Source organism: Bradyrhizobium neotropicale (genome assembly GCF_001641695.1).
Lineage (GTDB): Bacteria > Pseudomonadota > Alphaproteobacteria > Rhizobiales > Xanthobacteraceae > Bradyrhizobium > Bradyrhizobium neotropicale.
Genome location: NZ_LSEF01000033.1, coordinates 145,607 through 171,107 on the forward strand (window position 1 = coordinate 145,607; position 25,501 = coordinate 171,107).

General features: G+C 65.4%; 21 protein-coding genes. 7 read left to right on the forward strand and 14 right to left on the reverse strand.

Features of this window, described 5'->3' with window-relative positions; all coding sequences use genetic code 11:
* Window positions 1–5 precede the first annotated feature (5 nt).
* From AXW67_RS08825 to AXW67_RS08860, 8 genes are read right to left on the reverse strand one after another with little or no spacing between them, the layout of a single operon-like run.
* Window positions 6–725, reverse strand: coding sequence for an ABC transporter ATP-binding protein (locus AXW67_RS08825; RefSeq protein ID WP_063677545.1), 720 nt, complete (start codon window positions 723–725; stop codon window positions 6–8).
* Window positions 718–1,470, reverse strand: coding sequence for an ABC transporter ATP-binding protein (locus tag AXW67_RS08830; protein WP_063677546.1), 753 nt, complete (start codon window positions 1,468–1,470; stop codon window positions 718–720). Before AXW67_RS08830 ends, AXW67_RS08825 begins: the two co-directional genes overlap by 8 nt.
* Window positions 1,467–2,465, reverse strand: coding sequence for a branched-chain amino acid ABC transporter permease (locus tag AXW67_RS08835; protein WP_027551157.1), 999 nt, complete (start codon window positions 2,463–2,465; stop codon window positions 1,467–1,469). Before AXW67_RS08835 ends, AXW67_RS08830 begins: the two co-directional genes overlap by 4 nt.
* Window positions 2,462–3,337 (reverse strand): branched-chain amino acid ABC transporter permease, encoded by an 876-nt coding sequence (locus AXW67_RS08840; RefSeq protein ID WP_063677547.1) that lies wholly within the window; start codon window positions 3,335–3,337, stop codon window positions 2,462–2,464. Before AXW67_RS08840 ends, AXW67_RS08835 begins: the two co-directional genes overlap by 4 nt.
* Window positions 3,338–3,348: 11 nt before the next feature.
* Window positions 3,349–4,599, reverse strand: a complete 1,251-nt coding sequence (locus tag AXW67_RS08845; protein ID WP_063677636.1) for an ABC transporter substrate-binding protein — start codon at window positions 4,597–4,599, stop codon at window positions 3,349–3,351.
* 21 nt (window positions 4,600–4,620) lie between these two features.
* The gene (locus AXW67_RS08850; RefSeq protein WP_063677548.1) at window positions 4,621–6,996 is read right to left on the reverse strand and encodes a xanthine dehydrogenase family protein molybdopterin-binding subunit; all 2,376 of its coding nucleotides are present in this window, start codon (window positions 6,994–6,996) and stop codon (window positions 4,621–4,623) included.
* Window positions 6,993–7,544, reverse strand: coding sequence for a (2Fe-2S)-binding protein (locus AXW67_RS08855; RefSeq protein WP_063677549.1), 552 nt, complete (start codon window positions 7,542–7,544; stop codon window positions 6,993–6,995). Before AXW67_RS08855 ends, AXW67_RS08850 begins: the two co-directional genes overlap by 4 nt.
* A complete protein-coding gene (locus AXW67_RS08860) occupies window positions 7,541–8,401 on the reverse strand; it encodes an FAD binding domain-containing protein (protein ID WP_063677550.1) in 861 nt (286 codons plus the stop codon). Before AXW67_RS08860 ends, AXW67_RS08855 begins: the two co-directional genes overlap by 4 nt.
* A gap of 254 nt (window positions 8,402–8,655) precedes the next feature.
* Here AXW67_RS08860 and AXW67_RS08865 point away from each other — a divergent pair, with 254 nt between their 5' ends.
* A complete protein-coding gene (locus AXW67_RS08865) occupies window positions 8,656–9,276 on the forward strand; it encodes a TetR/AcrR family transcriptional regulator (protein WP_063677637.1) in 621 nt (206 codons plus the stop codon).
* A gap of 7 nt (window positions 9,277–9,283) precedes the next feature.
* Here AXW67_RS08865 and hutU read toward each other — a convergent pair whose 3' ends face one another.
* Genes hutU through hutI form a run of 3 tightly spaced genes read right to left on the reverse strand, consistent with a single transcriptional unit; the run spans window position 9,284 to window position 13,747 of the window.
* Window positions 9,284–10,954, reverse strand: a complete 1,671-nt coding sequence (gene hutU / locus AXW67_RS08870) for a urocanate hydratase (protein ID WP_063677551.1) — start codon at window positions 10,952–10,954, stop codon at window positions 9,284–9,286.
* A 10-nt stretch (window positions 10,955–10,964) separates the two neighbouring features.
* Entirely contained in the window at window positions 10,965–12,536 is a 1,572-nt protein-coding gene (gene hutH / locus AXW67_RS08875; protein WP_063677552.1) for a histidine ammonia-lyase, read from the reverse strand.
* Window positions 12,533–13,747 carry an imidazolonepropionase gene (gene hutI / locus AXW67_RS08880; protein ID WP_063677553.1) on the reverse strand — a complete coding sequence of 405 codons (1,215 nt, stop codon included), beginning with the start codon at window positions 13,745–13,747 and terminating at the stop codon, window positions 12,533–12,535. The genes hutH and hutI overlap by 4 nt, the downstream gene beginning before the upstream one ends.
* A gap of 85 nt (window positions 13,748–13,832) precedes the next feature.
* On the opposite strand from hutI, the gene AXW67_RS08885 reads away from it, so the two are divergent.
* From AXW67_RS08885 to AXW67_RS08910, 6 genes are all read left to right on the forward strand, one after another.
* Window positions 13,833–15,191: a formimidoylglutamate deiminase gene (locus AXW67_RS08885; RefSeq protein WP_063677554.1), complete on the forward strand. Its 1,359-nt coding sequence runs from the start codon at window positions 13,833–13,835 to the stop codon at window positions 15,189–15,191.
* The gene (gene hutC / locus AXW67_RS08890) at window positions 15,188–15,916 is read left to right on the forward strand and encodes a histidine utilization transcriptional repressor HutC (protein WP_063677555.1); all 729 of its coding nucleotides are present in this window, start codon (window positions 15,188–15,190) and stop codon (window positions 15,914–15,916) included. Before AXW67_RS08885 ends, hutC begins: the two co-directional genes overlap by 4 nt.
* Before the next feature lie 112 nt (window positions 15,917–16,028).
* Window positions 16,029–16,994 carry an ABC transporter substrate-binding protein gene (locus AXW67_RS08895; RefSeq protein ID WP_063677556.1) on the forward strand — a complete coding sequence of 322 codons (966 nt, stop codon included), beginning with the start codon at window positions 16,029–16,031 and terminating at the stop codon, window positions 16,992–16,994.
* A gap of 79 nt (window positions 16,995–17,073) precedes the next feature.
* Window positions 17,074–17,847 carry an ABC transporter permease gene (locus AXW67_RS08900; RefSeq protein ID WP_063677557.1) on the forward strand — a complete coding sequence of 258 codons (774 nt, stop codon included), beginning with the start codon at window positions 17,074–17,076 and terminating at the stop codon, window positions 17,845–17,847.
* Window positions 17,844–18,629 carry an ABC transporter ATP-binding protein gene (locus tag AXW67_RS08905; RefSeq protein ID WP_063677558.1) on the forward strand — a complete coding sequence of 262 codons (786 nt, stop codon included), beginning with the start codon at window positions 17,844–17,846 and terminating at the stop codon, window positions 18,627–18,629. The genes AXW67_RS08900 and AXW67_RS08905 overlap by 4 nt, the downstream gene beginning before the upstream one ends.
* Window positions 18,622–19,854, forward strand: a complete 1,233-nt coding sequence (locus AXW67_RS08910) for a Zn-dependent hydrolase (protein WP_063677559.1) — start codon at window positions 18,622–18,624, stop codon at window positions 19,852–19,854. The genes AXW67_RS08905 and AXW67_RS08910 overlap by 8 nt, the downstream gene beginning before the upstream one ends.
* Window positions 19,855–19,876: 22 nt before the next feature.
* Here AXW67_RS08910 and AXW67_RS08915 read toward each other — a convergent pair whose 3' ends face one another.
* From AXW67_RS08915 to AXW67_RS08925, 3 genes are all read right to left on the reverse strand, one after another.
* Window positions 19,877–20,809: a helix-turn-helix domain-containing protein gene (locus AXW67_RS08915; RefSeq protein WP_063677560.1), complete on the reverse strand. Its 933-nt coding sequence runs from the start codon at window positions 20,807–20,809 to the stop codon at window positions 19,877–19,879.
* 343 nt (window positions 20,810–21,152) lie between these two features.
* The gene (locus tag AXW67_RS08920) at window positions 21,153–23,438 is read right to left on the reverse strand and encodes a hypothetical protein (RefSeq protein WP_145927500.1); all 2,286 of its coding nucleotides are present in this window, start codon (window positions 23,436–23,438) and stop codon (window positions 21,153–21,155) included.
* Window positions 23,439–23,630: 192 nt separating this feature from the next.
* Window positions 23,631–25,496: a GMC family oxidoreductase gene (locus tag AXW67_RS08925; protein WP_063677562.1), complete on the reverse strand. Its 1,866-nt coding sequence runs from the start codon at window positions 25,494–25,496 to the stop codon at window positions 23,631–23,633.
* Between the last annotated feature and the right edge of the window lie 5 nt (window positions 25,497–25,501).

The window sequence follows — 25,501 nt, forward strand, 5'->3', positions numbered from 1 at the left end:
GCCGCTCACACCGCGCAATAGCGGTCCTGGATCGCCTTGTCCGCGAGCAGCGCCGCGGCGCTGCTCTCGTGCACCACTTCGCCCTGGTCGATGATTACGGCGCGATCAGCAAGGCGCAGCGCCCATTCGACGTTCTGCTCGACCAGCAGCAGCGTCTTGCCCTCGTCGCGCAGGCGACGGAACAGCACACCCATCTCCTCGACCAGCACCGGCATGATGCCTTCGGAGGGCTCGTCGAGCAGGATCATCCTCGGTCTTGCGATCAGCGCGCGGGCGATCGCCAGCATCTGCTGCTCGCCGCCCGAGAGCGTCACGCCCTCCTGGTCGAGGCGCTCCTTCAGGCGCGGAAAGGTTTCGGCGATCTCGTCGATCGCCGCGCGCTCCTCGATATCGCCACCGGCCGCGACGAGGCCGAGGCGCAGGTTCTCGCGCACGGACAGCCCGGGGACGATACGGCGCTCCTCCGGCACATAGGCAAGGCCGAGGTGGAACCGCTGATGCGCCCGCAGCGGCAACAGCTCCTTGCCTGCAAAGCCCACCCGTCCCGTCGCCTTCGGCATCAGGCCCATCATCGCGCGCAACGTCGTGGTCTTGCCGGCGCCGTTGCGGCCGACCAGCGCGACCACCTCGCCCTCCTTCACACGGAGCGAGATGCCGTGAAGGATATGGCTTGCGCCGTACCAGGCGTGGAGGTCTTCGATCTCGAGCAGCGCCGTCTCAGCCATAGCCCTCACTCTGTCCGAGATAGACCCGGCGGACCTCCGGATTGCCCCTGATCTCGTCGGGCGCGCCGTCGGCAAGCAGGCGGCCGTGGTGCAGCACCACCACGCGCTTACTGAGCCCCAGCACCATCTTCATCTTGTGCTCGACGAGGAGCACGGTGCGCTTGTCGGCAAGCCGCTCCAGGAGCGCCACCATGTCCTTGGTCTCCTCCGGCCCCATGCCGGCAGTGGGCTCATCGAGGAGGAGCAGCTCGGGCTCGGAGACCAGCGCGATCGCGATTTCCAATGCACGCTGCTGGCCGTGCGAGAGGAACTTCGCAAGCTCGCCGCGCTTGCCGAGCAAGCCGACCGCGTCGAGCGCCGTGTCGGCGCGCGCGTTCAACTCGGCAAGGCGCGTACGGTTGCGCCAGATGTCGTAGCTCACGGTCAGCGCCTGCGCCGCAACGCGCACATTCTCGTGCACGGTGAGGTCCGGAAAGATGTTCGTGATCTGGTAGGAGCGCGAGATGCCCTGATGCACGAAGCGGTGCTGCGGCAGCCCGTTCAGCTCGCGTCCCCTGAAATGCAGCTTGCCGGACGACGGCGTCAGCGCGCCCGAGAGGATGTTGAAGAAGGTGCTCTTGCCGGCGCCGTTGGACCCGATGATCGAGGTGAGCTGGCCGGCCGCAAAGGACACGGTGATGTCCTCGAGCGCGACGAACCCGCCAAAGCGCTTGCCAATGCCCTCGGCGCGAAGCAGCTCGCTCATTGCCGTGCCTTTCGGATCGGCAAGCCTTCCAGCAGCGTGCCCCAGATACCCTTGGGCAGGAACAGCACGAACAGGACGAAGATTGCACCAACGAATATCTGCCAGTGCGGCGTCCAGAGCGAAATGACATCCTCCAGGATCAGGAAGGTTGCCGCGCCGACGAAAGGCCCGAAGAAGCTGCGCGCGCCGCCAAGTAGCACCATCATCACGATCATGCCGGAGGTCTGATAGTGCAGGATGTCCAGCGGCACGATCGACAGATGCAGCGCCAGCATGCAGCCGCCGAGCGAGGAGATCGCGCCTGACAGCATGAACACGATCAGCTTGCAGCGCTCGACATTGTAGCCGCAGGCTCGCGCCCGCTGCTCGTTCTCGCGGATCGCCTCGATGACGGCGCCGAAGGGTGAATTCAGGATGCGTGACTGGAACCACATCGCCAGCGCCGCGAAGGCCATCAGCACGTAGTACTTGTTGACGGGATCGAGGAAATTGACGGAGAGGCCGAACAGGCTGATGCGGTCGACGGTGAAGCCGCGCAGGCCATTCTCGCCGCCCGTGAAGGAGGCGGCCTGCAGCGCGACGTAGTAGACGAGCTGGGCGAGCGCGAGCGTCACCATCGAGAAATAGATGCCGCGGGTGCGCGTCGAGACCACGCCAATCACCGCCGCAAGGCACGTGCTGAGGAGGACCGCAATCGTGACCGCGGCGAACCAGGGCACGCCATAGCGGCCGATCGCGATGCCGGTGAAATAGGCGCCGGCGCCGAAGAACGCGGCCTGACCGAACGACAGGAGGCCGGTGTAACCGAACAGGAGATTGTAGCCCATCACCACGACGCCGTAGATCAGAACGTTGACCGCCAATGCCTTGGACGGCAGCAGCCACGGCAACACGGCAAGGACCGCGATGGAGAGCAGCACGCGCTGGTCAAGGAGCCAGGCCAGCCCGCCGGGCGCAGATTTGGCCATCGCCTCGCCGCTCGATGGTGACGTCACGCGGTCCTCCCCTTCACGCCAAACAGGCCCTGCGGGCGGATCAGCAGCACCACCGCCATCAGCGCGAACATGACGATGGTCGCCATCTCCGGCGCAAACAGCGCCACCAGGCTGATGGAAATGCCGACCATGAGGCCGGCCACGACCGCGCCGACGATCGAACCCAGGCCGCCGATCACGGTCACGACGAAGGCTTCCGCGAGCACGAGCGAGCCCATCTCCGGATTGACGCTGCGCATGGGACCAGCGAGCACGCCGCCGAGGGCCGCGAGCGCGACGCCGAGGCCGAAGATCGCGAGCCAGACACGGCCGATATCGACGCCGAGCACCTGCATGATGGTGGGATCGCGGGCGCCGGCACGCACGATCAGGCCGACACGGGTCTTCTCCAGCATCAGCCAGAGCACTAGCAGGACGACCGCCACGAGCGCGATGACGAAGAGGCGGTAGCGTGGGAAGAATCCGATGCCGAGGTCGAGCACGCCGATGAGCTGCGGCGGGGTCGGAAACGGGATGCCGTCGCTGCCGAACACGATGCGTACGCCCTCGACCAGGACGTAGCTGAGGCCGAACGTCAGCAGCAGCGGATCGTCGATCGAGCGTCCATAGAGCCGGCGGATCAGAACGAACTCGATCAGCATGCCGAACGCGCCGATCAGGATCGGGGCCAGCAGGAGCCCCCACCAGAAGCTGCCGGTGAGCGATGCCAGATACAGCCCCGCATAGGCGCCGATCATGAACAGCGCGCCGTGGGCGAAATTCACCACCCCGAGCATGCCGAACACGATCGTCAGGCCAAGCGCAGTGATCACCAGGACCGCCCCAAGGGCGATCCCGGAGAGAAGCTGCATGATGATCAGCGACAGGTCCATCGGCGGAGGCTTTAAGTGGCGTGTCCGAGCTCGCTGCAGCTGCGCAACATGTCGTCCGATCCCACGTCGTTGGCAACGACCGCGAACAGGTCGTTGTCGTTGGCCATCGCGGACTTCTTCTTGGACTCCAGCACCAGGACCGACTGCACCGACTGGTGGTCGCATTTGCGGTAGTGCTGCGGACCCTTGGTCAGGTCGTATTGCAGCTTCTCCAGGGCATCGACGACCTTGTCGGTGTCGGTACCGCCGGCGGCCTGCATGGCAAGCAGCAGCGAGGCCACGCCGGAATAGCCGTAGGCGCCGTAATCGGTCGGGATCGCGCCGCCGTTGGCGCTGCGGAACGCCGCGTTGAAATCGGCAGCCGACTTGCTCTGCGTCTCCAGGCCCCAATAGTAATTGGCGCCGCCGACGACGCCCTCGAACACGTCGGGGCCGACCGCGAGCCGCTGGTTGTGCAGGATCACGGGCACGACGATCTTCATCTGCTGCTTGACGCCGAAATCCACCGCCTGCTTGATCGCGTTGGCCTGATCGCGGCCGAAGTTGGAGATGCAGAGCACGTCCGGCCGCATCGACATCAGGCGCGGCATGAAGGTGGAGTAATCGGCCGCACCGAACGGATGCAGGATCTCGCCGACATTGTCGGCACCGATCGCCGCCTGGGCGCGCTTGAAGCCGCGCAGCATTTCGTGGCCGTAGGCGTAGTCTGCGACGAGATGGGCGACCTTCATGCCCTTCTTCAGGGTCCGCCGCGCCACCGCCGCGGTCGTCATGTGCGGATTGAGCGCCTCGTGGAAAGTGTATTTGCTGAAATCCTTGGCCTCGTTGATGGTGTCGGACTGGCTGATCGAAACATAGATCACGCCGCGGGCGCGGGTGACCTCGTTGACGGCGAGCTGCACGGCGCTGGAGAGCGCGCCGACGACGGCATGAACCTTGTCCTTCTCGATCAGCTCCAGCGTGCGGGTCGCGGCCTCCCCGGCGTTGAGCTTGTCATCGCGCACCAAGAGCTCGACCTTGCGGCCGCCGATGCCGCCCTTGTCGTTGGCGAGCTTGACCGCGAGCTCGGCGCATTTGACCTGATCGCGCGCTTCGGCCGCGAAGGGGCCGGTCAGTGGCGTGGGGAAGCCGATGCGGATCGTCTCTTCCGCGGCGCGGCCAAGCCGGGGCATGGCGAGCATCGCGGCGCTTGCCGACAGGCCCGCCAGCGCGGCGCGGCGGGAGATTTTTGGACGAAACAGGTTCGAACCGGATTTGCGCATGATTTCCTCCAAGAGCTTTTTCTAGAACCGCTTCAGGGCTTTCAGGATTTTAGCGGGCGTGATCGGGATTGTACTGATCGTTGCACCGAACGGGGTGAGCGCGTCGTTGACGGCATTGAGCACGCAGGCGGAGGCCGCTGCGGTGCCGGCCTCGCCGCACCCCTTGGCGCCAAGCGCGGTGTCGGCAGTCGGCGTCTCGACATGTGCGATGACGATGTCGGGCATCTCCATCGCCATCGGAACCAGATAGTCCGCAAGCGAGCCGTTGATGAGCTGGCCGGTGTCGCTGTAACGGCATTCCTCGAACAGGGCCGCACCCAGCCCCTGCACGACGCCGCCGCGTAGCTGCTCATCCACCAGCATCGGATTGATGATGCGGCCACAATCCTCGACGACAAAGTGCTTCAGCAGCTTGATGAAGCCGGTCTCGACATCGACCTCCAGCGAGCAGCCCTGGATGCCGTTGGTGAAGGCAAAGGGATAGCCTTGGGGAGCGAAGTGATGGCTGACGGTGAGCTGGGCCTGCGTGCCCGGCGGCAGCGTGTCGGAGCGGAAATAGGCGATGCGCGCGATCTCGGAGATCGGCAGGCGCTGCTGCCGTGTCGCAGCATCAACGACCTCGCCGTCGATAATGTCGAGCGCGGCCGGCTGCTCCTGGAGGATGAGCGCGGCGATCTCCAGAATGTTGCGCTTGAGCACGCGCGTTGCCTGGAGCGCGGTCTCCCCGCCAATGCCGGCACCGCGGCAGGCCCAGGTGGCGCCGCCATGCGGCGTGACCTCGGTATCGCCGGTGATGACCTTGACGTGCTCCTGCGCGAGGCCGAGCTGATCGGCAACGATCTGGCTGATGATCGCCTCGGTGCCCTGGCCCTGTTCGGTGACCGAGATCAGGCAGCGGACCTCGCCGGTGGGCGTCAGGCTGACGATCGCACCGTCCTGCGACGAGATGCGTGCGCCGCCGACGCCGTAGAAGGCGGGGCTGGGATTGGTGATTTCAACGAAGGTCGCAATCCCGATGCCGCGATAGACGCCGCGCTTGCGCAAGTCCGCCTGCTCGGCGCGGAGCGCGTCATAGTCCATCATCGCATGCAAACGCCTCAGACATTCCTGGTGCGACAGCGCCTCGAAACGATAACCGGTCGGCGAGGTCTGCGGATAGGCATCGTCGGCGATGACGTTCCGTTCGCGGATCGCGAAGGGATCGAGGCCGACCTTGGCCGCGGCCATGTCGACCAGCCGTTCGGTGACGGCGCAGGCGATGGGATGGCCGACGGCCCGATACTGGCTGGTCTGCACCTTGTTCTGGAAGATCACCTCCAGCGCGGCGCGATAGTTCTTGAAACGATAGGGCGCGCCGATCAGGCGGATCACCTGGTTGCCTTCGACCACGCTGGTGCGCGGATAGGTCGAGAAGGCGCCGATCGCGGTCAGATCGTGCACGTCCATCGCCAAAATCTCGCCCTTGGCATCGAGCGCGATGCGGGCGCGGACGCGGTGGTCGCGCGCATGGATGTCGGAGACGAAGGACTCGATGCGGTCGGCGACATATTTCACGGGGCGGCCGAGCAGGATGGACAGGCCGACCACCGCCATGTCCTCGTGATAGACATGCAGCTTCATTCCGAAGGAGCCGCCGATATCCGTCGCAATCACGCGGACGCGAGCCTCGGGGATGCCGTAGTGGCGCGAGTAGAGGTCCTGGAACTGGTACGGCGTCTGCGTGCCGTGATGCACGGTCAACATCTCGCTGCCAGGATCGTAATCGGCGACGATCGCACGTGGTTCCAGCGTCACCGCGGTGTGACGACCGAAGCTGAATTCTTCTTCCACGACATGGGCCGCGCTCGCGAAGACGTCATCGACGCCGCCGCTGTCGAGCTGGCTGCGGAAGCAGACATTGTTGGCGCTGCCGGGATTGACGAGCGGCGTTCCGACCTCGCGGGCGCAGTCGATGTCGACGACGACGAGCAGATCCTCGTACTCGACCTCGATCAGCTCCAGCGCGTCCTCCGCGATCGCCCTGGTTTCGGCCACCACCGCTACAACCGCCTGCCCGGCCCAGACCACGCGATCGAGCGGCAACGGCAGTTGCGGCGCCGACGTCATGCCCTTGAAATGATCGAGCGTGCCGGTCCAGGGCGTGCAGATCTTTGCAAGATCGGCTCCTGTGGCCACGAGATGCACGCCCTCGAGCGCGCGCGCCTGCTCGATATCGATGGAGATGATCTTCGCATGTGCGTGCGGGCTGCGCAGGAACGCGGCGTGCAGCATGCGCGGCAGACGAAGGTCGCTGACATAGCGTCCGCGCCCGGCGAGCAACCGCTTGGCGTTCGGTCGCGGCACCGAGCGGCCGATATAGGAGTTGGGACGATCGAGCGAAGTCAGCGGCGCGCTCATGTTGCACTTCCACCTTCGCTGCGCACCTCGACGCGTGCCTCGACGCGAGCCTTGGCGACGGCGTCGATGGCATCGACGATCGCCTCATAGCCGGTGCAGCGGCAGTAATTGCCCGAGAGCGCGTCGCGGATCGCCTCGCGGCTCGGCCGCGTGACCTGTGACAGGAGCTCGTGGGCGTTGACCAGCATGCCCGGCGTGCAGAAGCCGCATTGCAATGCGTTGCGGCGATGGAATTCGGCCTGGAGATCGGCGATCACACCGCTCTCGGACAGTCCCTCGATGGTGTCGATCCTGGCGCCATCGGCCTGCACCGCGAACATCAGGCAGGAATGCACGGCACGGCCATCGATCTGCACGAGGCAGGCGCCGCAGGCCCCCATCTCGCAGCCGGCATGCGTACCCGTCAGCTCGAGCACATTGCGCAGGCAATCGACCAGCGTCTCGCGCGGCGCCACCTCGCAGGCGACCTTGCGGCCATTGACGACGAAACGGACCCGCATGGTCTCGTCGGCTCCGTCGACCAACATATCGTCGCCGATTCCGCTCATGCGCCCTCGCCCAAGCGGCCGAGCAGACGGCCGAGCAGCACGCGGGCGAGATGCAGCCGCATCGCCGGCGGCACCTCATCGCTCTCGGGTGGCGCAAGATCGTCTTCGAGCGCGGCTTGCGCGGCAGCGATACGCGCCGCGTCGAAGGTGAAGCCGGTCAGGGCAGCCTCCGCGCCCTTGACCCGTGTCGGCGTATTGCCGACCGAGAAGAACGCGATGCGAATGTCGTCGATGCGATCGCCCGTATGGCTCGCGAGTATGCCGCAGCCGACCAGCGCATAGTCGCCACGCCGGCGCGCCAGCTCGTCGAAGGCAAAGCGCTGGCCGCTCCTGAACAGCGGAACGTGGACCGCCGTGATCAGCTCGCCCGGCTGCAAGGCGGTCTCGAACAGATCGATGAAGAAGTCGTCGGCCTTGACGCGCCGGCTGCCGGAGGGGCCGGCGATCTCAATCTCGGCGCCGAGCGCCAGCGTCATCGCGGGAAATTCGGACGCGGGATCGGCGAGCGCGACGCTCCCGCCGAAGGTGCCGCGGTTGCGGATCGCGGGATGGGCGACGAAGGGCGCCGCAGCCCGCAGCAGCGGCGCGAACTCGGCAATCAGCGGCTCGCTCAGCATCTCGCAGTGACGGGTGAGCGCGCCGATGCGCAAGGTATCGCCTTCGCGCCTGATCCCACGCAGATCGGCGATGTGGGCGATGTCGATCAGGAGCCGCGGCGCCTGCAGCCGCAGCGACAGCGCCGGCACGAGGCTCTGGCCGCCTGCGATGAATCGCGCGTCGTCCCCGGCGCGCGCATGAGCGTTCAGCGCCTGGTCGATCGTATCAGCGCGAAAATAGCTGAAAGCCCTCGGCTTCACACCGTTTCCTCAGATCCATCGGCTCATCAGCCGGGACGCCAGATTTGTAACCATCTGGTCTCAAAATCCTGACATGCCGGCAGAGGTCGGTCAACATGAAATGACCATTTGGTCACAAACGCGTCCTTGGGCTAAGAAGGCAGCTGGGTATGCGATTCAGCGGCAAGATGGCGAAAAAGACGCAGAAGACGGCGAAACGACCGGCCCGAAGACGGGCCGAGACCGGCGGCAAGGCCGCGCCAAAGCGCCGCAACATGCGCGCCGCCGACCGCGAGCGGGCGATCGTCGACGAGGCGATCCGCTTCTTCGCCGAGCGCGGCTTCGAGGGTCAGACCCGCGAGCTCGCCAAGCGCATGGGCATCACCCATTCGGCGATTTACCGCCACTTCCCCAGCAAGGAGGCGCTGATCGAGCGCGTCTACCAGGAAGTCTATCTCAGCCGCTGGTCACCCGACTGGGGTCCCTTGATCTGCGACCGTGCATTGCCGCTGGAGGCGCGGCTGACGCGCTTCTATCTCGACTATGTCGTGCGCGTGTTCGAATACAACTGGGTCCGGATCTTCGTGTTCTCCGGCATGAAGTCGTTCGGGATCACCGGCCGCTATCTCGACATCGTCCGCCGCGAGATCATCGAGCCGGCGGCGGCCGAGCTGCGCCATGAGCTGAAGCTGCCCGATGCGAAAGTCCAGCCGCTCGGCGAGCGCGAGACCGAGCTGTTCTGGGGTCTGCACGGCCGCATCTTCTATCTCGCCATCCGCAAGTTCATCTACGCGACGCCGATCCCGTCCGATCTCGACGCGATCGTGCGCGATGCCGTCCAGACCTTCATGGACGGCGCCAAGGCGACGATGCCGAAGCTGCTGCTGCCCGACTAGGCTTTGGCTATCTCGCCAGGCTCGGCAGGTCGAGCCCGTTGGCGCGGGCGCATTCGATCGCGGTCTCGTAGCCCGCATCGGCGTGGCGCATGACGCCGGTGGCGGGATCATTCCAGAGCACACGCTCGATCCGCTTCGCGGCCTCCGGCGTGCCGTCCGCGACGATCACCATGCCGGCATGCTGCGAATAGCCGATGCCGACGCCGCCGCCGTGGTGCAGCGAGACCCAGGTCGCGCCGCTCGCGCAGTTGAGCAGCGCATTGAGCAAAGGCCAATCGGATACCGCATCCGATCCGTCGCGCATCGCCTCGGTCTCGCGGTTTGGGCTTGCCACCGAGCCGCTATCGAGGTGATCGCGGCCGATCACGACCGGCGCTTTGAGCTCGCCGCGTGCCACCATCTCGTTGAAGGCGAGGCCGAGCCGGTGGCGGTCGCCGAGGCCGACCCAGCAGATCCGCGCCGGCAAGCCCTGGAACTTGATGCGCGCCTTGGCCATGTCGAGCCAATTGTGCAGATGCTTGTCGTGCGGCATCAGCTCCTTGACCTTGGCGTCGGTCTTGAAGATGTCCTCGGGATCACCTGAGAGCGCCGCCCAGCGGAACGGTCCCACGCCGCGGCAGAACAGCGGGCGGATATAGGCTGGAACGAAGCCCGGAAAATCGAACGCATTGTTCAGGCCCATGTCCTTCGCCATCTGGCGAATGTTGTTGCCGTAGTCGAGCGTCGGAATGCCCTGCGCGTGCAAATCCAGCATGGCCTGGACGTGTTCGACCATCGAGGTTTTTGAGGCGCGCTCGACCGCCTTGGGATCGGAGGCGCGCTTCGTCTCCCACTCGGCGAGCGTCCAGCCCTTCGGCAGATAGCCGTTGATCGGATCATGCGCGCTGGTCTGGTCGGTGACGATGTCGGGCTTGACGCCGCGGCGCACCAGCTCGGGAAAGATCTCGGCGGCATTGCCGAGCAGGCCGACCGAGACGGGCTTCTTCGTCTTCGTGGCCTCGGCCATGATCGCGAGCGCTTCGTCGAGCGTTGCGGCCTGGCGATCGAGATAGCCGGTGCGTAAGCGCATCTCGATGCGGCTCGGCTGGCACTCGACCGCGAGCAGCGAGGCGCCGGCCATGGTCGCAGCGAGCGGCTGGGCGCCGCCCATGCCGCCGAGGCCGGCTGTGAGGATCCATTTTCCCGCGAGGCTGCCACCGTAATGACGACGACCGACCTCGACGAACGTCTCGTAGGTGCCCTGCACGATGCCCTGGCTGCCGATATAGATCCACGAGCCCGCCGTCATCTGGCCGAACATCATCAGTCCCTGGCGATCGAGCTCGTTGAAATGATCGAGCGTTGCCCAGTGCGGCACGATATTCGAGTTCGCGATCAGGACGCGCGGCGCGTCCGCATGGGTGCGGAAAATGCCGACCGGCTTGCCGGACTGGACCAGCAGCGTCTGGTCGGTCTCCAGCTTGCGCAGGGACGCAACGATCCGGTCAAAACTCTCCCAGTCGCGCGCCGCGCGACCGATACCGCCATAGACGACGAGCTCGCTCGGCCGCTCGGCCACCTCGGGATCGAGGTTGTTCATGAGCATGCGCAGTGGTGCTTCCGTCAGCCAGCTCTTGGCGCTGATGTCGCTGCCGCGCGGGGCGCGGATGGTGCGGTCATTGTCCAGTCGGCGGTTCATGAAGACCTCTTTAGCAAAGTCGCGAGCCAAGTCTCGGAAACGGATCGGTTGAAAGTGTCGAGAGCGCCGCGGCCGGCAGCGCGTCCGCCTCGATCAGCGCGGCTGCCTTGGCGAGATCGCCAGCCATGTAGCGGTCGGCACCGAGCGCAGGTACCTGCCCGCGAAGGGTGGCGATGACAGCGACGAGCGGTTTGCTCGTCATATGCGGCGCGCGCAGCGTGATGCCCTGTGCGGCGACCAGCAGCTCGATGCCGAGAATGGCGGCGAGATTGTCGGCCATGTCGGAGAGGCGCCGCGCCGCATGCGCGGCCATGGAGACGTGATCTTCCTGGTTGGCGCTGGTCGGCGTCGAATCGATAGAACAGGGAAGCGCGCGCTGCTTGTTCTCGGCATAGAGGGCGGCGGCCGTCACCTCTGCAATCATGAAACCGGAATTGATACCGGGATCAGGCGTCAGGAACGGCGGGAGGCCGAAATTGAGCGCGGGATCGACCAAGGTAGCGATGCGCCGTTCGCTGATCGCGCCGATCTCCGACAGCGCCAGCGCGACTGCGTCGGCGACGAACGCCACGGGCTCGGCGTGGAAATTGCCGCCGGAGACGATCTCGCCGGTCTCGATCAGAACGAGCGGATTGTCGGTGACGGCATTGGCCTCGACGACAAGGGTACGCGCGGCCTGCGCGATCAGGTCAAGCGCGGCGCCCGCCACCTGCGGCTGGCAGCGCAGGCAATAGGGATCCTGCACGCGCTCGTCGCCTTCGAGATGCGACAGCCTGATATCGCTGCCGTCGAGCAGCGCCGTCAGCGTCGCCGCCGCGGCGATCTGCCCGGCATGGCCGCGCAGTTGCTGGATCTCGGGGCGGAACGGTGCCGTCGACGCCATCGCCGCATCGACCGCCAGCGCCCCGGTGACGAGCGCGGCGCGGGCGAGGCGATGCGCGCGCAGCACGCCGGCGATGGCATAGGCGGCCGAGAACTGCGTGCCGTTGATCAGCGCGAGCCCTTCCTTGGGGCCGAGCGTCAGCGGCGCCAGCCCCGCGGCGGCAAGCGCCTCGCGGCCTGACACGGTCTTGCCGTCGACGATCGCCTGCCCCTCGCCGATCATGACGGCGGTCATGTGCGCGAGCGGCGCGAGATCGCCGGAGGCGCCCACCGAACCCTGCTGCGGCACCAGCGGATAGACGCGCTGCGCCAGCATTGCCTGCAGCTGCTCGATCACCTCGCGGCGCACGCCGGAAGCACCGCGCCCGAGCGAGACGATCTTCAGCGCCATCATCAGCCGCACGATCGGCTCGGGCGTTACTGGTCCGACGCCACAGCAATGCGAGACGATGAGGTTGCGCTGAAGCAGCGCGGTCCGGTCCGGCGGAATGCGCTTGGACGCCAACTTTCCGAAACCGGTGTTGATGCCGTAGACCGGCGTATCGGCGTGTGCGGCCTTCGCGACGATCTCCGCGGCCGCCTCGACGCGCGGCCAGTACGAGGGATCAAGCGTGACGGAAGCACCGGAGAGCACACGCGCAAAATCGTCGAGGCCGACCGTTCCCGGCGCGACGACGATCGGTGCGCCCGCCCCGGTCACTGGCCCCTCCACACCCGGCGGTGCAGCGGGTTGAAGCCGATGCGATAGACCAGCTCAGCGGGACGCTCGATGTCCCAGATCGCGAGGTCGCACCATTTGCCGGTCTCTAACGTACCGGTTTCATGGAGCACGCCCAGCGCGCGCGCGCCTTCGCGGGTGACGCCGGCAAGGCACTCGACAACCGTCATCCGGAACAGCGTCGCGCCCATGTTCATGGCGAGCAGCAGCGAAGTCAGCGGCGAGCTGCCGGGATTGCAGTCGGTCGCGAGCGCCATGTTGACGCCGTGCTTGCGGAACGCCTCGACCGGCGGCTTCTGCGTCTCGCGGATGAAATAGAAGGCGCCGGGCAGCAGCACGGCCACCGTACCGGCCTTCGCCATCGTCGCCGCGCCCGCCTCGTCGGTATGTTCGAGATGATCGGCCGAGAGCGCGGAAAATTTTGCGGCGAGCGCCGCGCCACCGAGGTTCGACAACTGGTCGGCATGCAGCTTGACCGGCAGCCCGAGCGCCGTCGCCGTCTCGAACACCCGCGCGGTCTGCGCACCGGAAAACGCAATGCCTTCCATGAAAGCATCCACCGCATCGGCAAGGCCAGCCCTTGCCACCGTCGGCAACATCTCCTTGCAAACGAGATCGATGTAACGGTCCTTGTCTCCCTCGGCTTCCGGAGGCAGCGCGTGCGCGCCGAGAAAGGAGGTGCGGATCGCAACCGGCCGCATCGGGCCGAGGCTGCGCGCGGCCGCGAGCTGCCGCATCTCGGTTTCGGTGTCGAGGCCGTAGCCTGACTTGATCTCGACCGTGGTTGCGCCCTCGCCCATCAGCGCATCGAGCCGCGGCAGCGCGCTCGCGACGAGGTCAGCCTCGTTCGCCTTGCGCGTTGCGGCCACGGTCGAGACGATCCCACCGCCGGCGCGCGCGATCTCCTCATAGCTCGCACCCTTCAGGCGCAGCTCGAACTCGTGCGCGCGATTGCCGCCATAGACGAGATGGGTGTGGCAGTCGACCAGGCCCGGCGTGATCCAGCGGCCCTCGCAATCGATCCGTTCGGCCGCATCGACATCCGCCGGAAACTCCGCCTGCGCCCCGGCGTAGATGATGCGGCCGTCGCGTGCTGCGATCAGGCCATGCTCGATCTCGCCGAGATCGGGACGGTCGGCCCGCATCGTGGCGAGCCGGGCATTGTGCCATATCCGGTCGAAGCGCTCTGCCATGCGGTGGTCCCTTAGCCGTGGGATGCTTGACATATATGTCTAGACATATAATCGTGGCGGGGTTCTGTCCAGCCGGCATGGAAACATGACACGACTGCATTTCGCCTCCGCGCTCCTGCCTTCGGGCTGGGCCAATGACGTGCAGGTGCTCGTGACCGCCGGCGCGATTGCCGCGGTGACCGCGGGCGTGGCGCCGGCTGCGGGCGACGAACGCCACCAGATTGCGCTTCCGGGACTGGCGAGCCTGCACAGCCACGCGTTCCAGCGTGGCATGGCGGGGCTGACCGAGCTGCGCGGCGGCTCGACCGATACGTTCTGGACCTGGCGCGAGACGATGTATCGTTTCGCGCTCGGGATGACGCCGGACGATGTCGCCACTGTTGCGACGCTGCTCTATGTCGAGATGCTGGAACAGGGTTTTACCCGCGTCGGCGAATTCCATTATTTGCATCACGACCGCGACGGAGCGCCTTACGCCGACATCGCCGAAATGGCCGCGCGCATCGCGCAGGCTGCCGAAGCGTCTGGCATCGCCCTCACGCTGCTGCCGAGCTTCTATGCGCACGGCTCGTTCGGCGGCGCAGCGCCGCATGCCGGGCAGCGCCGCTTCATCTGCTCGGTCGATCAGTTTGCCACGCTGATGGCGGCCTCCCGCAAGGCGATCAGCAGCTTGCCGGGCGCCAATATCGGCATTGCGCCGCACAGCTTGCGCGCCGTGGCGCCGGACGAGCTCGCGGCGATCATTCCGCTCGCGGATGGCGGGCCGGTGCATATCCATGCTGCCGAGCAGGTCAAGGAAGTCGAGGATTGCCTGTCCTGGTCGAACCGGCGGCCGGTTCAGTGGCTGCTGGAGAATGCGCCCGTCGATCGGCGCTGGTGCCTCATTCACGCGACCCACACGACGAATGAGGAAGTCGCCGCATTTGCCGGGACCGGTGCGGTCGCCGGCCTTTGTCCGGTGACCGAGGCAAGCCTCGGCGACGGTATCTTTCCGGCCCGCGAATTTCTCGACGCCGGCGGCGCGTTCGGCATCGGCACCGATTCCAATGTGCTGGTCGGCGTCGCCGATGAGCTGCGTCAGCTCGAATACGGCCAGCGGCTCAAGCATCGCCAGCGCAATGTGCTGTCGGGCGCCGCAGGCAGCTCGACGGGACGCGCGCTGTTCGATCATGCGCTTGCGGGCGGCGGGCGGGCGCTGGCGCAGAGGACCGTCGGCATTGTTCCGGGCGCGCGCGCCGACATCGTCACCCTCGACACCGAACATCCGTCGCTGGCGGGACGCCGCGGCGATGCCGCAATCGACGGCTGGATCTTTGCGGCAGCCAACGGCGCGATCGATTGCGTCTGGGCCGGCGGCACCAAGGTGGTCGAAGGCGGAAGGCACAGACTGCGCGCCAGGGCGCGGGAGCAATTCAATGCAGCCGTGCGGAGGCTCGTCGCATGAGCCTCGCCGCTGATACAGCCGAGAAGCCTACGCTCTACAAGCGGATCCGGGCCGACATCGAGAAGCGCATCCTGACCGGCGAATGGCCACCGGGGCATCGCATTCCCTTCGAACACCAGTTGATGGCGCGCTATGGCTGCTCGCGCATGACGGTGAACAAGGCGCTGTCGGAGCTCGCACAGGCCGATCTGATCGAGCGGCGGCGGCGGGCCGGCTCCTTCGTGCGCCGGCCGCAACACATGTCGGCCGTGCTCAAGATCGCCGACATCCGCGCCGAGATCACCGCGCTCGGCCGCACTTACGGTTACGAGCTGATCCATCGCAAACTGCGCGCGGCGACTGCGGCCGACCGCGACCGTCTCGGCGTGAAGAAGGCCGGCAGGGTGGTTGCGATCGCCTGCCGGCACAGCGCCGACAACGTGCCGTTTGCGGTCGAGGACAGGCTGATCGATCTCTCCTCCGTGCCGGAGGCGGCGACCGCAGACTTTGCGCGGGAGCCGCCGGGCTCATGGCTGCTTCATCACGTCCCATGGACAGAGGCCGAGCACACGATCAGCGCCATTGTTGCGGACGAACGCACGGCGGAAGCGCTCGACATTGCCGTCGGCGCACCCTGCCTCGTGATCGACCGCTATACCTGGCGCAGTGCGCGCACGATCACCGCCGTGCGGCTGCTCTATCCCGGTGACTCTCACCGCCTTGTCGCCCGATTCGAGGGAGGCTGAGAGAGAGACATGTCGGCACAATTCGTGCAACGCTTTGGGCAACGGTCCATCCAGTCAGGACTGACACAGATCAACAGGACGTCAATCCATCGATCGCAAGAGGACGACAACTATGCGTAGTTCAAAAGTATTCGCGACAATCATTGCCCTCGCAGTAACCGGATCCGCGCTTGCGGTATCCGGCCCGGCGCTCGCCGACGACATCAAGGTCGGCGTCGGTATCTCCGGCTGGACCGGTTTCGCGCCGCTGACGCTTGCGAAAGAGGCCGGTATCTTCAAGAAGAACGGCCTCGACGTCACGATCAAGAAGATCCCGCAGAAGGACCGCCATCTCGCTATCGCCTCCGGCGACGTGCAATGTGCGGCAACGACCGTCGAGACCTGGATCTCCTGGAACGCCAACGGCGTCGCCACCAAGCAGATCTTCCAGCTCGACAAGAGCTTTGGTGCCGACGGCATGGCCGTGCGCAACGACGTCGCCGCGATCAAGGACCTGAAGGGCAAGACGGTGGCGGCCTCCGCGCCCGGCACCTCGCCCTATTTCGCGCTGGCCTGGATACTCAAGAAGAACGGGCTGTCGGTGAAGGACGTCACTGTCGTGAACCTCGAGCCGGCCGCGGCCGCCCAGGCCTTCGTCTCCGGCCAGAACGATGCGGCGATGACCTATGAGCCGTATCTGTCGACCGTGCGCGCCGCGCCCGACAAGGGCAAGATCATTGCGACCACGCTCGACTATCCGATGGTCATGGACACCTTCGGCTGCACGCCGAAGTTCCTGACCGACAATCCCAAGGCGGCCAAGGCGCTCGCCGACAGCTATTTCGAGGCGCTGGACATGATCGCCAAGGATCAGGCCAAGGCCTACGAGATCATGGGCGCCGACGTGAAGCAGACCGGCGAGCAGTTCGGCAACTCGGCAAAATACCTGCGCTGGCAGGACAAGGCCGCGAACCAGAAATTCTTCGCCGGCGACTTCCTGACCTTCAACAAGGACGCCGCCGAGCTCCTGCTCGAGATCGGCATCATCAAGGCAGCGCCGAAGGTCGATGACCTCTTCGACGCGAGCTACATCAAGTAAACTGCCTTAGGACCTGCCGGTCCCGCATCGCGGCGGGACCGGCGCATGACTTAAATTATCGGTTCGGATAGATCGTTTGATGCGTCCCCTGGATCCCGTGACATCGAAGCAACGCGCGGCCTACGGCCTTGCGTTCTTCGTGCTGTTCGTTGCCCTCTGGTCGTGGGCAACCTTCGGCGGCCATGTGTCGAAGACATTCCTCGCCAACCCGCTGACCATGGTGCAGGAAGGCGTTGAGCTGCTGACCCGCCAGGGCTTCCTATTCGACATCGGCATGACGATCTGGCGCGTGGTCGGCGGCTTTGCGCTGGCCGCTGCTATCGCGGTTCCGCTCGGCGTGTTGATGGGCGCCTACAAGCCCGTCGAGGCCTTCCTCGAGCCGTTCGTCTCCTTCGCCCGCTACCTGCCCGCCTCCGCCTTCATTCCGCTCCTGATCCTGTGGGCCGGCATCGGCGAGCTGCAAAAGCTGCTCGTCATCTTCATCGGCTCGGTGTTCCAGATCATCCTGATGATCGCCGTGACCGTCGGCGCCACGCGGCGCGATCTGGTCGAGGCGGCCTACACGCTCGGGGCCAGCGACCGCGGCATCATCCGCCGCGTGCTGCTGCCCTCCTCCGCGCCCGAGATCGCCGAAATCCTGCGGCTCGTGCTGGGCTGGGCCTGGACCTACGTCATCGTCGCCGAGCTGATCGGCTCGTCCTCGGGCATCGGCCACATGATCACCGACAGCCAGGCCCTGCTCAACACCGGCCAGATCATCTTCGGCATCATCGTCATCGGATTGATCGGCCTCATCTCCGACTTCCTGTTCAAGGCGTTCAACGCCTGGCTGTTTCCGTGGAAGCTCGCATGACGACGCTGAAGATCGAGCAGGTCTCGCGAACCTTTCCCGCGCGCCACGGCAACGCGCCGACCAAGGCGCTGGAGCCGACCGATCTCACCATCGGCAACAACGACTTCGTCACCATCCTCGGTCCCTCCGGCTGCGGCAAGTCCACGCTGCTTCGCATCGTCGCCGGCCTCGACCGTCCGACCAGCGGGCGCGTCACGCTCGACGGGCGCGAGGTGACCGGCCCCGGCGCCGATCGCGGCATGGTGTTCCAATCCTACACGCTCTTTCCCTGGCTGACCGTGCGCGAGAACATCGCCTTCGGCCTGCGCGAGCGAGGCGCGCCGCAAGCAGAGCGGCACAAGGTCGCGGACGCGTTCATCCGCCAGGTTGGTCTGTCCGGCTTCGAGAACCATTGGCCCAAGCAACTCTCCGGCGGCATGCAGCAGCGCACGGCGATCGCGCGTGCGCTCGCCAATGATCCAAAGATCCTCCTGCTCGACGAGCCCTTCGGCGCACTGGACAACCAGACCCGCGCCTTGATGCAGGAAATGCTGCTCGGGATCTGGGAGCGCGATCAGAAGACCGTGCTGTTCGTGACGCACGACATCGAGGAGGCGATCTTCCTCGGCAGCCGCGTCATCGTCATGAGCGCGCGTCCCGGCCGCATCAAGGCAGAGATTACGGTGGACCTGCCGCATCCGCGCTCCTACAAGATCAAGACCACGCCCGAATTCGTCCGGCTGAAGGAGAGGCTGGTCGAGGAGATCCGCACCGAGGCGCTGAAGGTTGCCGAACATGCCTGACACTCGATCGCGCGCCAATGGCGAGCGGGTTCTCGCCGATCTCAACGCACTCCGCGCCATCGGCGCCTACAAGACCGGCGTGCACAAGCCGACCTTCTCCGAGCCGCACAAGCAATCGCTGGACTGGCTGATGCAGAAGCTGCCCGAGGCAAAGCTCTCGGCTGCGATCGACGGCATCGGCAATGTCTTCGGCACCAGCGCGAAATCCGGGCCGAAGCTGCTGGCCGGATCGCATCTGGAAAGCCAGAACTATGCCGGCTGGCTCGACGGTCCGCTCGGCGTCGTCTATGCGCTCGAAGCTGCGCGCGTGCTCAATGCCGATCCCTCATTCAAGGGCGCGGTCGAGGTTGCCGCCTGGTGCGACGAGGAAGGTCATTTCGGCCACTTCCTTGGCTCGCGCTCCTATGTCGGTCAGGTCACTGAGGCCGACATCGAGGCCGCGCGTGACCGCACCGGCGGCCGGACCATGCGCGATGCCCTCGCCGACATGGGACTTGCCGGCCGGCCGCGTGTCAGCGCCGAGCCGGGACGGCACGTCGGATATCTGGAAGCGCATATCGAGCAAGGCGACACGCTCGAAAGCGGCCGCCTCGCGATCGGCGTCGTGACCTCCATCGTCGGCATCTGGCAATACCGCATCGATTTTGTCGGCGAGCAGAACCACGCCGGCACCACGCGAATGGCCGCGCGCAAGGATGCAGGCCTGGCGCTCGCAAAGTTCTGCGTGGCGATCGACGAGCGCTTCCCGGCCGCATGCGGGCCGCGCACGGTCTGGACCACCGGCCGCATCGCGCTCGATCCGGGCGCGCCGAGCATCATTCCCGGCGGCGCTGAGATGCTGTTCCAGATCCGCGACGACGACCCGGCCGTGATTGCGCGGCTGGAGGATCTGCTGCACACCATGGCTGATGAAGCCAACGCGAAGGGACCGTGCATCGTGAGGGTGGAGCGGATCCGCACCGGCGCCCCCGCGATGATGGATTCCCGCTTCCAGGATGCGATCGAGGCGGCGAGCAAGGCCGTTGCCGACGGACGATCGGTCCGTATGCCGAGCGGTGCCGGCCACGACGCGCAGATGCTCGCAACCATCATGCCCGCAGGCATGCTGTTCGTGCCATCGATCGGCGGCATCAGCCATCACTGGACCGAAAATACCGCCGACGCGGATATCGTCACGGGCGCCGAGGTCTTCGTCGAGGCCTGCCGGCGCATCCTGAGCGGTTAAAAGAAATCCTAAGCGTCGCTGATCACGCCCCGCTGCCCGGGGCGCCCTGCGCTTCGCGCCGCCACGCGCCCGGGCTGACGCCGACCACCGCGGAGAACACCCGCGTAAAATGACTTTGATTGGCAAAGCCCGCCGATATCGCGATCTCCGACAGCGGCAGGTCGCGCACGCTCATCAACTGCTTGGCGGCCTTCACGCGCTGCTGTAGCAGCCATTGATGCGGCGGCAGTCCGGTGGAGACACGAAACGCGCGCGAAAAATGGCTGACCGAGAGGCCGAGCTCCGCCGCGATGGCCTGCAATGAGAGCGTGCTGCCGAGATCGGACTCGAGCCTGTCGCAGGCGCGCTTCACCTGCCACGGCGCGAGACCGCCGCGGCTGGGTTCGGCGGCGCGGTGAAGCCCGCCATAGGTCTGCGCCACGTGTGCGGTCAGCGCGAGCATCATGTGATCGATGAAAAGCTGATTGGCCTCGCCCGGCCGGCGCAGCCCTTGCTGCAGTGAAGCGCCGATGTGACGGACGATGGCGTCGTCATGGCCGACGCCGGTCCGGCAGTCGAGCTCGTCCACACGCGGCCTGCCGGACTGTTCCGAGATGCCGTCGAGCGCGGAGCGCGGAATGTAGAAGAACAGGGAGTGGAACGGCTTGTCGATCACGTAGCGCGGATCGCGCTTGAGGTCGTACAGATAGGTCGTGCCCGCGCGGACATCCGCCGTCATGAGGCATTTGCCACGCTCCCAGAGCTCGCAGGCCGGGTAATCGTGAAGCTTCAGACTGACGAGAAATGCGTCCTCGGCGGCAAGCGAGCCGGACAGCCCCGACACCGGGTTGTCATTCCGGGTCTCGGTGACCGCGAGTTCAGTGCTGCGCAGCGAACGTGTGACCAGCGAAGGCGGGGCGTCCTTCAGATGCAGGAACTGGCCGAGCTTCTGTCCGTAGGCACCAGCTCGAGTCATCAGATGTATCCTTCTGTGGGCGTCCAAGCGCAGGCCACAGCGTCCTGCAGGTCCAGCAACTCATTATCGGGTATTCGCCCACCGCTGTCCACGTTCACTCCAGACTGGCGCGACGGCATACTGCGGCGCGACTTCTCCGACGAGGGAGGAGAATTCCGCAACGATTTCAGAGTGCTTTCGCCGGCCCGCCAGTCCGGACAATACGCGATCAACCCCGCATGGACACATCACGACTTTTCACAAACGCACGGCAAAATGTGTCCCGGCGGAGAACGAAGCGCTGGAACGACGGACGTCGGATTCGCCACGCGCACCCGCTGCTTTCGAACACCAGCAAAGGCAGCTAACTTGCCCTGCAGCTCGACGATTGCATTTCCTGCCAGATCGCCTTCAGGCGCGGGAGATTCTGGTTGTGTTCCCTCGCGTAATTGGTATCCGGATCGCTTTCGGTCTGACGATGGATCCGCCGCTGAACCAACGGCGATTCCCACCAGCTCATGGACAAGGACTTGTTGCCATCGCGCGAGATACGGAGCTGAATCACGAGCTTGTCGCACTCCGGAATGGTGGCGTGCAGTCCGGTGCGCAATGCGTCGACGGCCTGCACGCCATGCGCCGTTCGAAGGTTGAAGACAGTGGTGATCGGAGCGCTGACCTCGCTGAGCACTTCGCCCGCGGTTGCGGTCGGCCGTGGCGGGACCTGCGGATCGTTGGCGACGTCGTCGGTTGGGCCGAGCTGATCGTCGGGGTCATTCGAGATCACGATGACAAGCGGCTTGAGTTGCGGCGCGATTGTGTGAATGGCCAGCGCAAGCTCCCTTGCGGTCAACGTGCCGTAGTTCTCGAAATAGCCGCCGTCCACGATGCGGTCGACCAGCCGATACTCCTGATTGCGAACCGAGCCCGGCGGGGAGATCAGTGGAAAGCGCGCCGAGTTGAGCGCGGCCGTGCTCAGGCGGATGTCGTTGGCTTGCGGGTTGCCGTACAGCAATCGCCCGAACATGCCCAGCCATTCGCGCCAGCTCTCCGACGCGATCTCCGTCCGCAGCAACTGGTGAAAGCTGTCAGCTTCCACGAACAACGGACAGGGGCCGTTCGTTACGGCCGTCGGGCATTTTCCCGGTGGCGCATAGCTCATTGCCAGCGGCGTCGTCAGGATCCTTCGGCCGATGGCTTCCGAAGTACCGTTGAGGACCAGCAGCGGGATCCAGTGTCCCGGCTGCGGCCGCAACGAGAGAAACGGACAATCCAGGCCCCCGCAGCCTAAGGTTTTGGCGTCCTCCTTTGCCTTGGGTACGACATCGCCAAAGCGATTGCGCCAGCTGTCCTCCAGCACGGCGGCGCGGTCGCGGAGGGTGAAGGGCAACGCATCGTTGAACGCAAACCCAAGGAAGCCGGCCGTCAGGAAGTCCCCGCTGGTCAATGCTTCCAGGCAGTCGCGCCAGTTGTTGACCTTGTCGCCCCACCACTGATCGACGGCGACGGCATTCACGCAAGGCTGCTTGTCGGCGGCCGGCGATGCCGCGCCCAGCGCTGCGGTCACCATCACGGCTCCCATCGCTCCGCCCGATACGCCTGAAATCGAAAACAGGCGGTTGCGGACGTCTTTGGAGCTAAGTCCCTTGACACCGTAATAGTCTGCCTCCTGGGTATCGAGGAAGTAGCCGATCATGCTTGCCATCATGAAGCCGGCGCGGCTTGCTCCGCCCGCCGCCGCGACAATGATCGGACGCGGACAGCTCGCGGCAGGCGCATTGTTGGAGGTCTTCGGATTGCAGCCGTTCTCAGTCATCCAGAGATCGATCGCGTCCTCGATCTTGATGGGCACGACATCTTTCGACGCCACACGGCGTACCGTGTGGTTATCGCCGAACACGACAGCGACGATGGCGACCAGCACGGCCAGTCCCGTGATCAGCGGCGCGCGGATCTGTCGTCCAAGGCCGGACAGATAAGTCAGGAATGGCAGCCATCCGCCCAGGATGAACGGTATTGCCATCGACCGCGGAAACCAGCCGGCAACGTGATCGGCGCCCACGAAAAATATCCCCGCGAAGATAGCGAATACGGCGGCGAGGATAAGCCTGCCGAAGTCGCGGCCTTCCTCGTCTGCCGACCCGCTCTTGCGCCCCGGAGAGATCGCCTGCCAGAACCATCCGAGCTTGGCGTTGATGCGCCCGAGCAGGCCCCTTGGCCTGAGATCGCGTGGCCGGAAAAATATCCAGAGCAGATATGCGACAGCACCGAGCGCGACCCAGCCTGCCATCGCGAGCAGTGCTTGCTCGACAGGCCGCACGACTTCCCGTTGTTGATCCAGCGTCGGAATGTTCATGTAGGAGCGCAGGATCGCAGCTTCGACGGCCACGAATGTCAGAAGTCCAAGCAGACGGGGCAGCCAGAGGGCTGCTCCAGCAAGGCACGGCCCGCCATTCGCGGGCAGCCTGGAATCGCTGTTGACCAGCATGCGGGCGGCATAGTGGGTCGGCAAAGCCCAGAACACAGTCAGAACAACCACGAACAGCAGCATCCGCAACCACATGACAACATCCAGATATTCGGTAAACAGGTCCTGCGCCTGCGGCGCGAAGCAGAGCAGGAGCCATCCGAGCAGCGTTGTTGTTACGGGCACGCGGAGAACCCACAGGATGAGTGCGACGCTGAGCACGCATTGCCACCACGGGGGTATCGGCGGCGCGCTGGGCGGCTCCACCGTTTGGTCCCGACCTGTTTCCGTCGACAAACGCTCGTTCTTGTTCACGGCGCGTCTCCCTTCGCTACTGTGCCCCCAAAGGGCGATCACTCATCTCAGCCCGTCGCACTCTCACTTGCTCAGAAGATCGTCGGCGGCCTTTTCCGCGATCATGTACACGGCCGTCACGATGAAATAGCCGGGGATACGCGGAAAGATCGATGCATCGACGATGCGGAGATTGGGGATGCCGTGGACGCGGAATTTGCTGTCGACCACGCCACCTTGATCTTCCGGCTTCATGGCACAGGTGCCGCAGGCGTGATGGCCCCAGGCGTTATCCTCGACATGGCGGCGCAACTGATCATCGGTGTAGAGATGGCGTCCGGGGGCCTCCTCTTCGACGACCATCTTCCCCAGTGCATCGGCCACTTTGCGCCCAACGCGGATGCCGGTGACCATTGCGTCGAGATCAGGGCCGGGGTCGCAATTGCCTTCAGAAAAATAGTGAAAATTGATCAGCGGCTGCGCGAATGGATTGTCGGATCGCAATCGCACCGTACCCCTCGTGTTGTTTGTGTAGGCCTTGAGGACGGCCCAGGAGAGATAGTTGAGCTTCCTGACGCGCTCGGAATAGTTGGGATAGTAGCCGCGGAAATCTGCGAGGAGACAGAAGCAGAAGAGGTCGGGACGCTCCTGGTCGGTCCGCGACCGAAACTTCGCTGAGAACAGAACCCCGTTGCTGGTGTAAGCGCCGGTGCCCCACCGGCGCCATTGACGATACAGGCGGTCCTTGGTCGTGTACGTCACTCCGCGCAGGGCCTCCCACGGTTTCTTGACCCGATTGACCACGCCGATTTCATATCGATCCTGGAGGTTTTGGCCGACACCCGGCAAGTGCTTTACCTTGGCGATCCCGCGAGCCTTCAGGTGCTCCCAATCACCGATGCCCGACAGCATCAGCAATTGCGGTGTGTTGAAAGCGCCGCCGGCCAGGATCACCTCGCGGCTCGCGCCGACGAATCTCTCCGGCCCGGCCTCCCCGCGAGGCTGCGCCGCGACCCGATAGATCCGCTTGCCTTCGCGATAGAAGACGCCGGATGCGGTGGCCGAGACGTCATCGATCTTGATGCGGGTGACGAATGCGTTCAGCCGTATCGTCAGGTTGTTCGGAAATCGCCTTTGCACCTCGCGCAGGAATTCGCGAGGCCCGGTCCGCGCGTGCCGCGCCGACGACATCGGCGTCAGGCAGACAGTCGAGGCCTCGGCATCCAAAAGCCTCTCATCATTGGGATCGCCGAGGCTGCGCATCAGCCAGCCCCAGCCTTCGGCCGCGTCCGGCAGCAGGCTGGCGGCGGCGAGCACAGCCCGCCACATCGTGCGGCGCAGCCGCCAATCGAGAACAGCCCTTAGCGGCAATGCGCGTTCGGTCGTCAGCCAGCCGCGCCAGCCATGTCCGGTCGGATTCCAGCCGAAGAGCCGGTCGAGCCATCTGAGGACGAACGAGCGGTAGCGGCAGCGCTCGAGGCGGTGAAAATATTGCTGCATGTTGGACGCCCGCCACGAGGCGTCGCCGGTGATCTGCCAGATGTGATTCCAGTCGGCATTGTTCGGCCGCACGATGATCATCGCATTGTGGCCAGTACAACCGCCGAGGCCGCTGGCGCGCGGATAAAGCACGCCATCGACTGCTTCGCCGTCCCAGTACTCGTGGTAGCGCCAATCCTTCCGCTGTTGCACCGTGTTCGCATAATGGCGGACCCAGAAATTCCATCTGAGCCCAGGGTTTTCGGAGGCGAACGGATGGAATGCAGGGACCTGATAGTCCGGCCCGACAGACCGGCTTCCCGGTGGGACGTCGTCCACCGATCCAACGGGATCATCGCCGGCGTCGAGCAACAGCACGCGCCGGCCTGCCTCGGCCAACCGCGCGGCCAGCACGCCGCCGCCGGCGCCCGCTCCGACCACGACGTAGTCATAAGTTTCCACTGCCGTCACGGCAC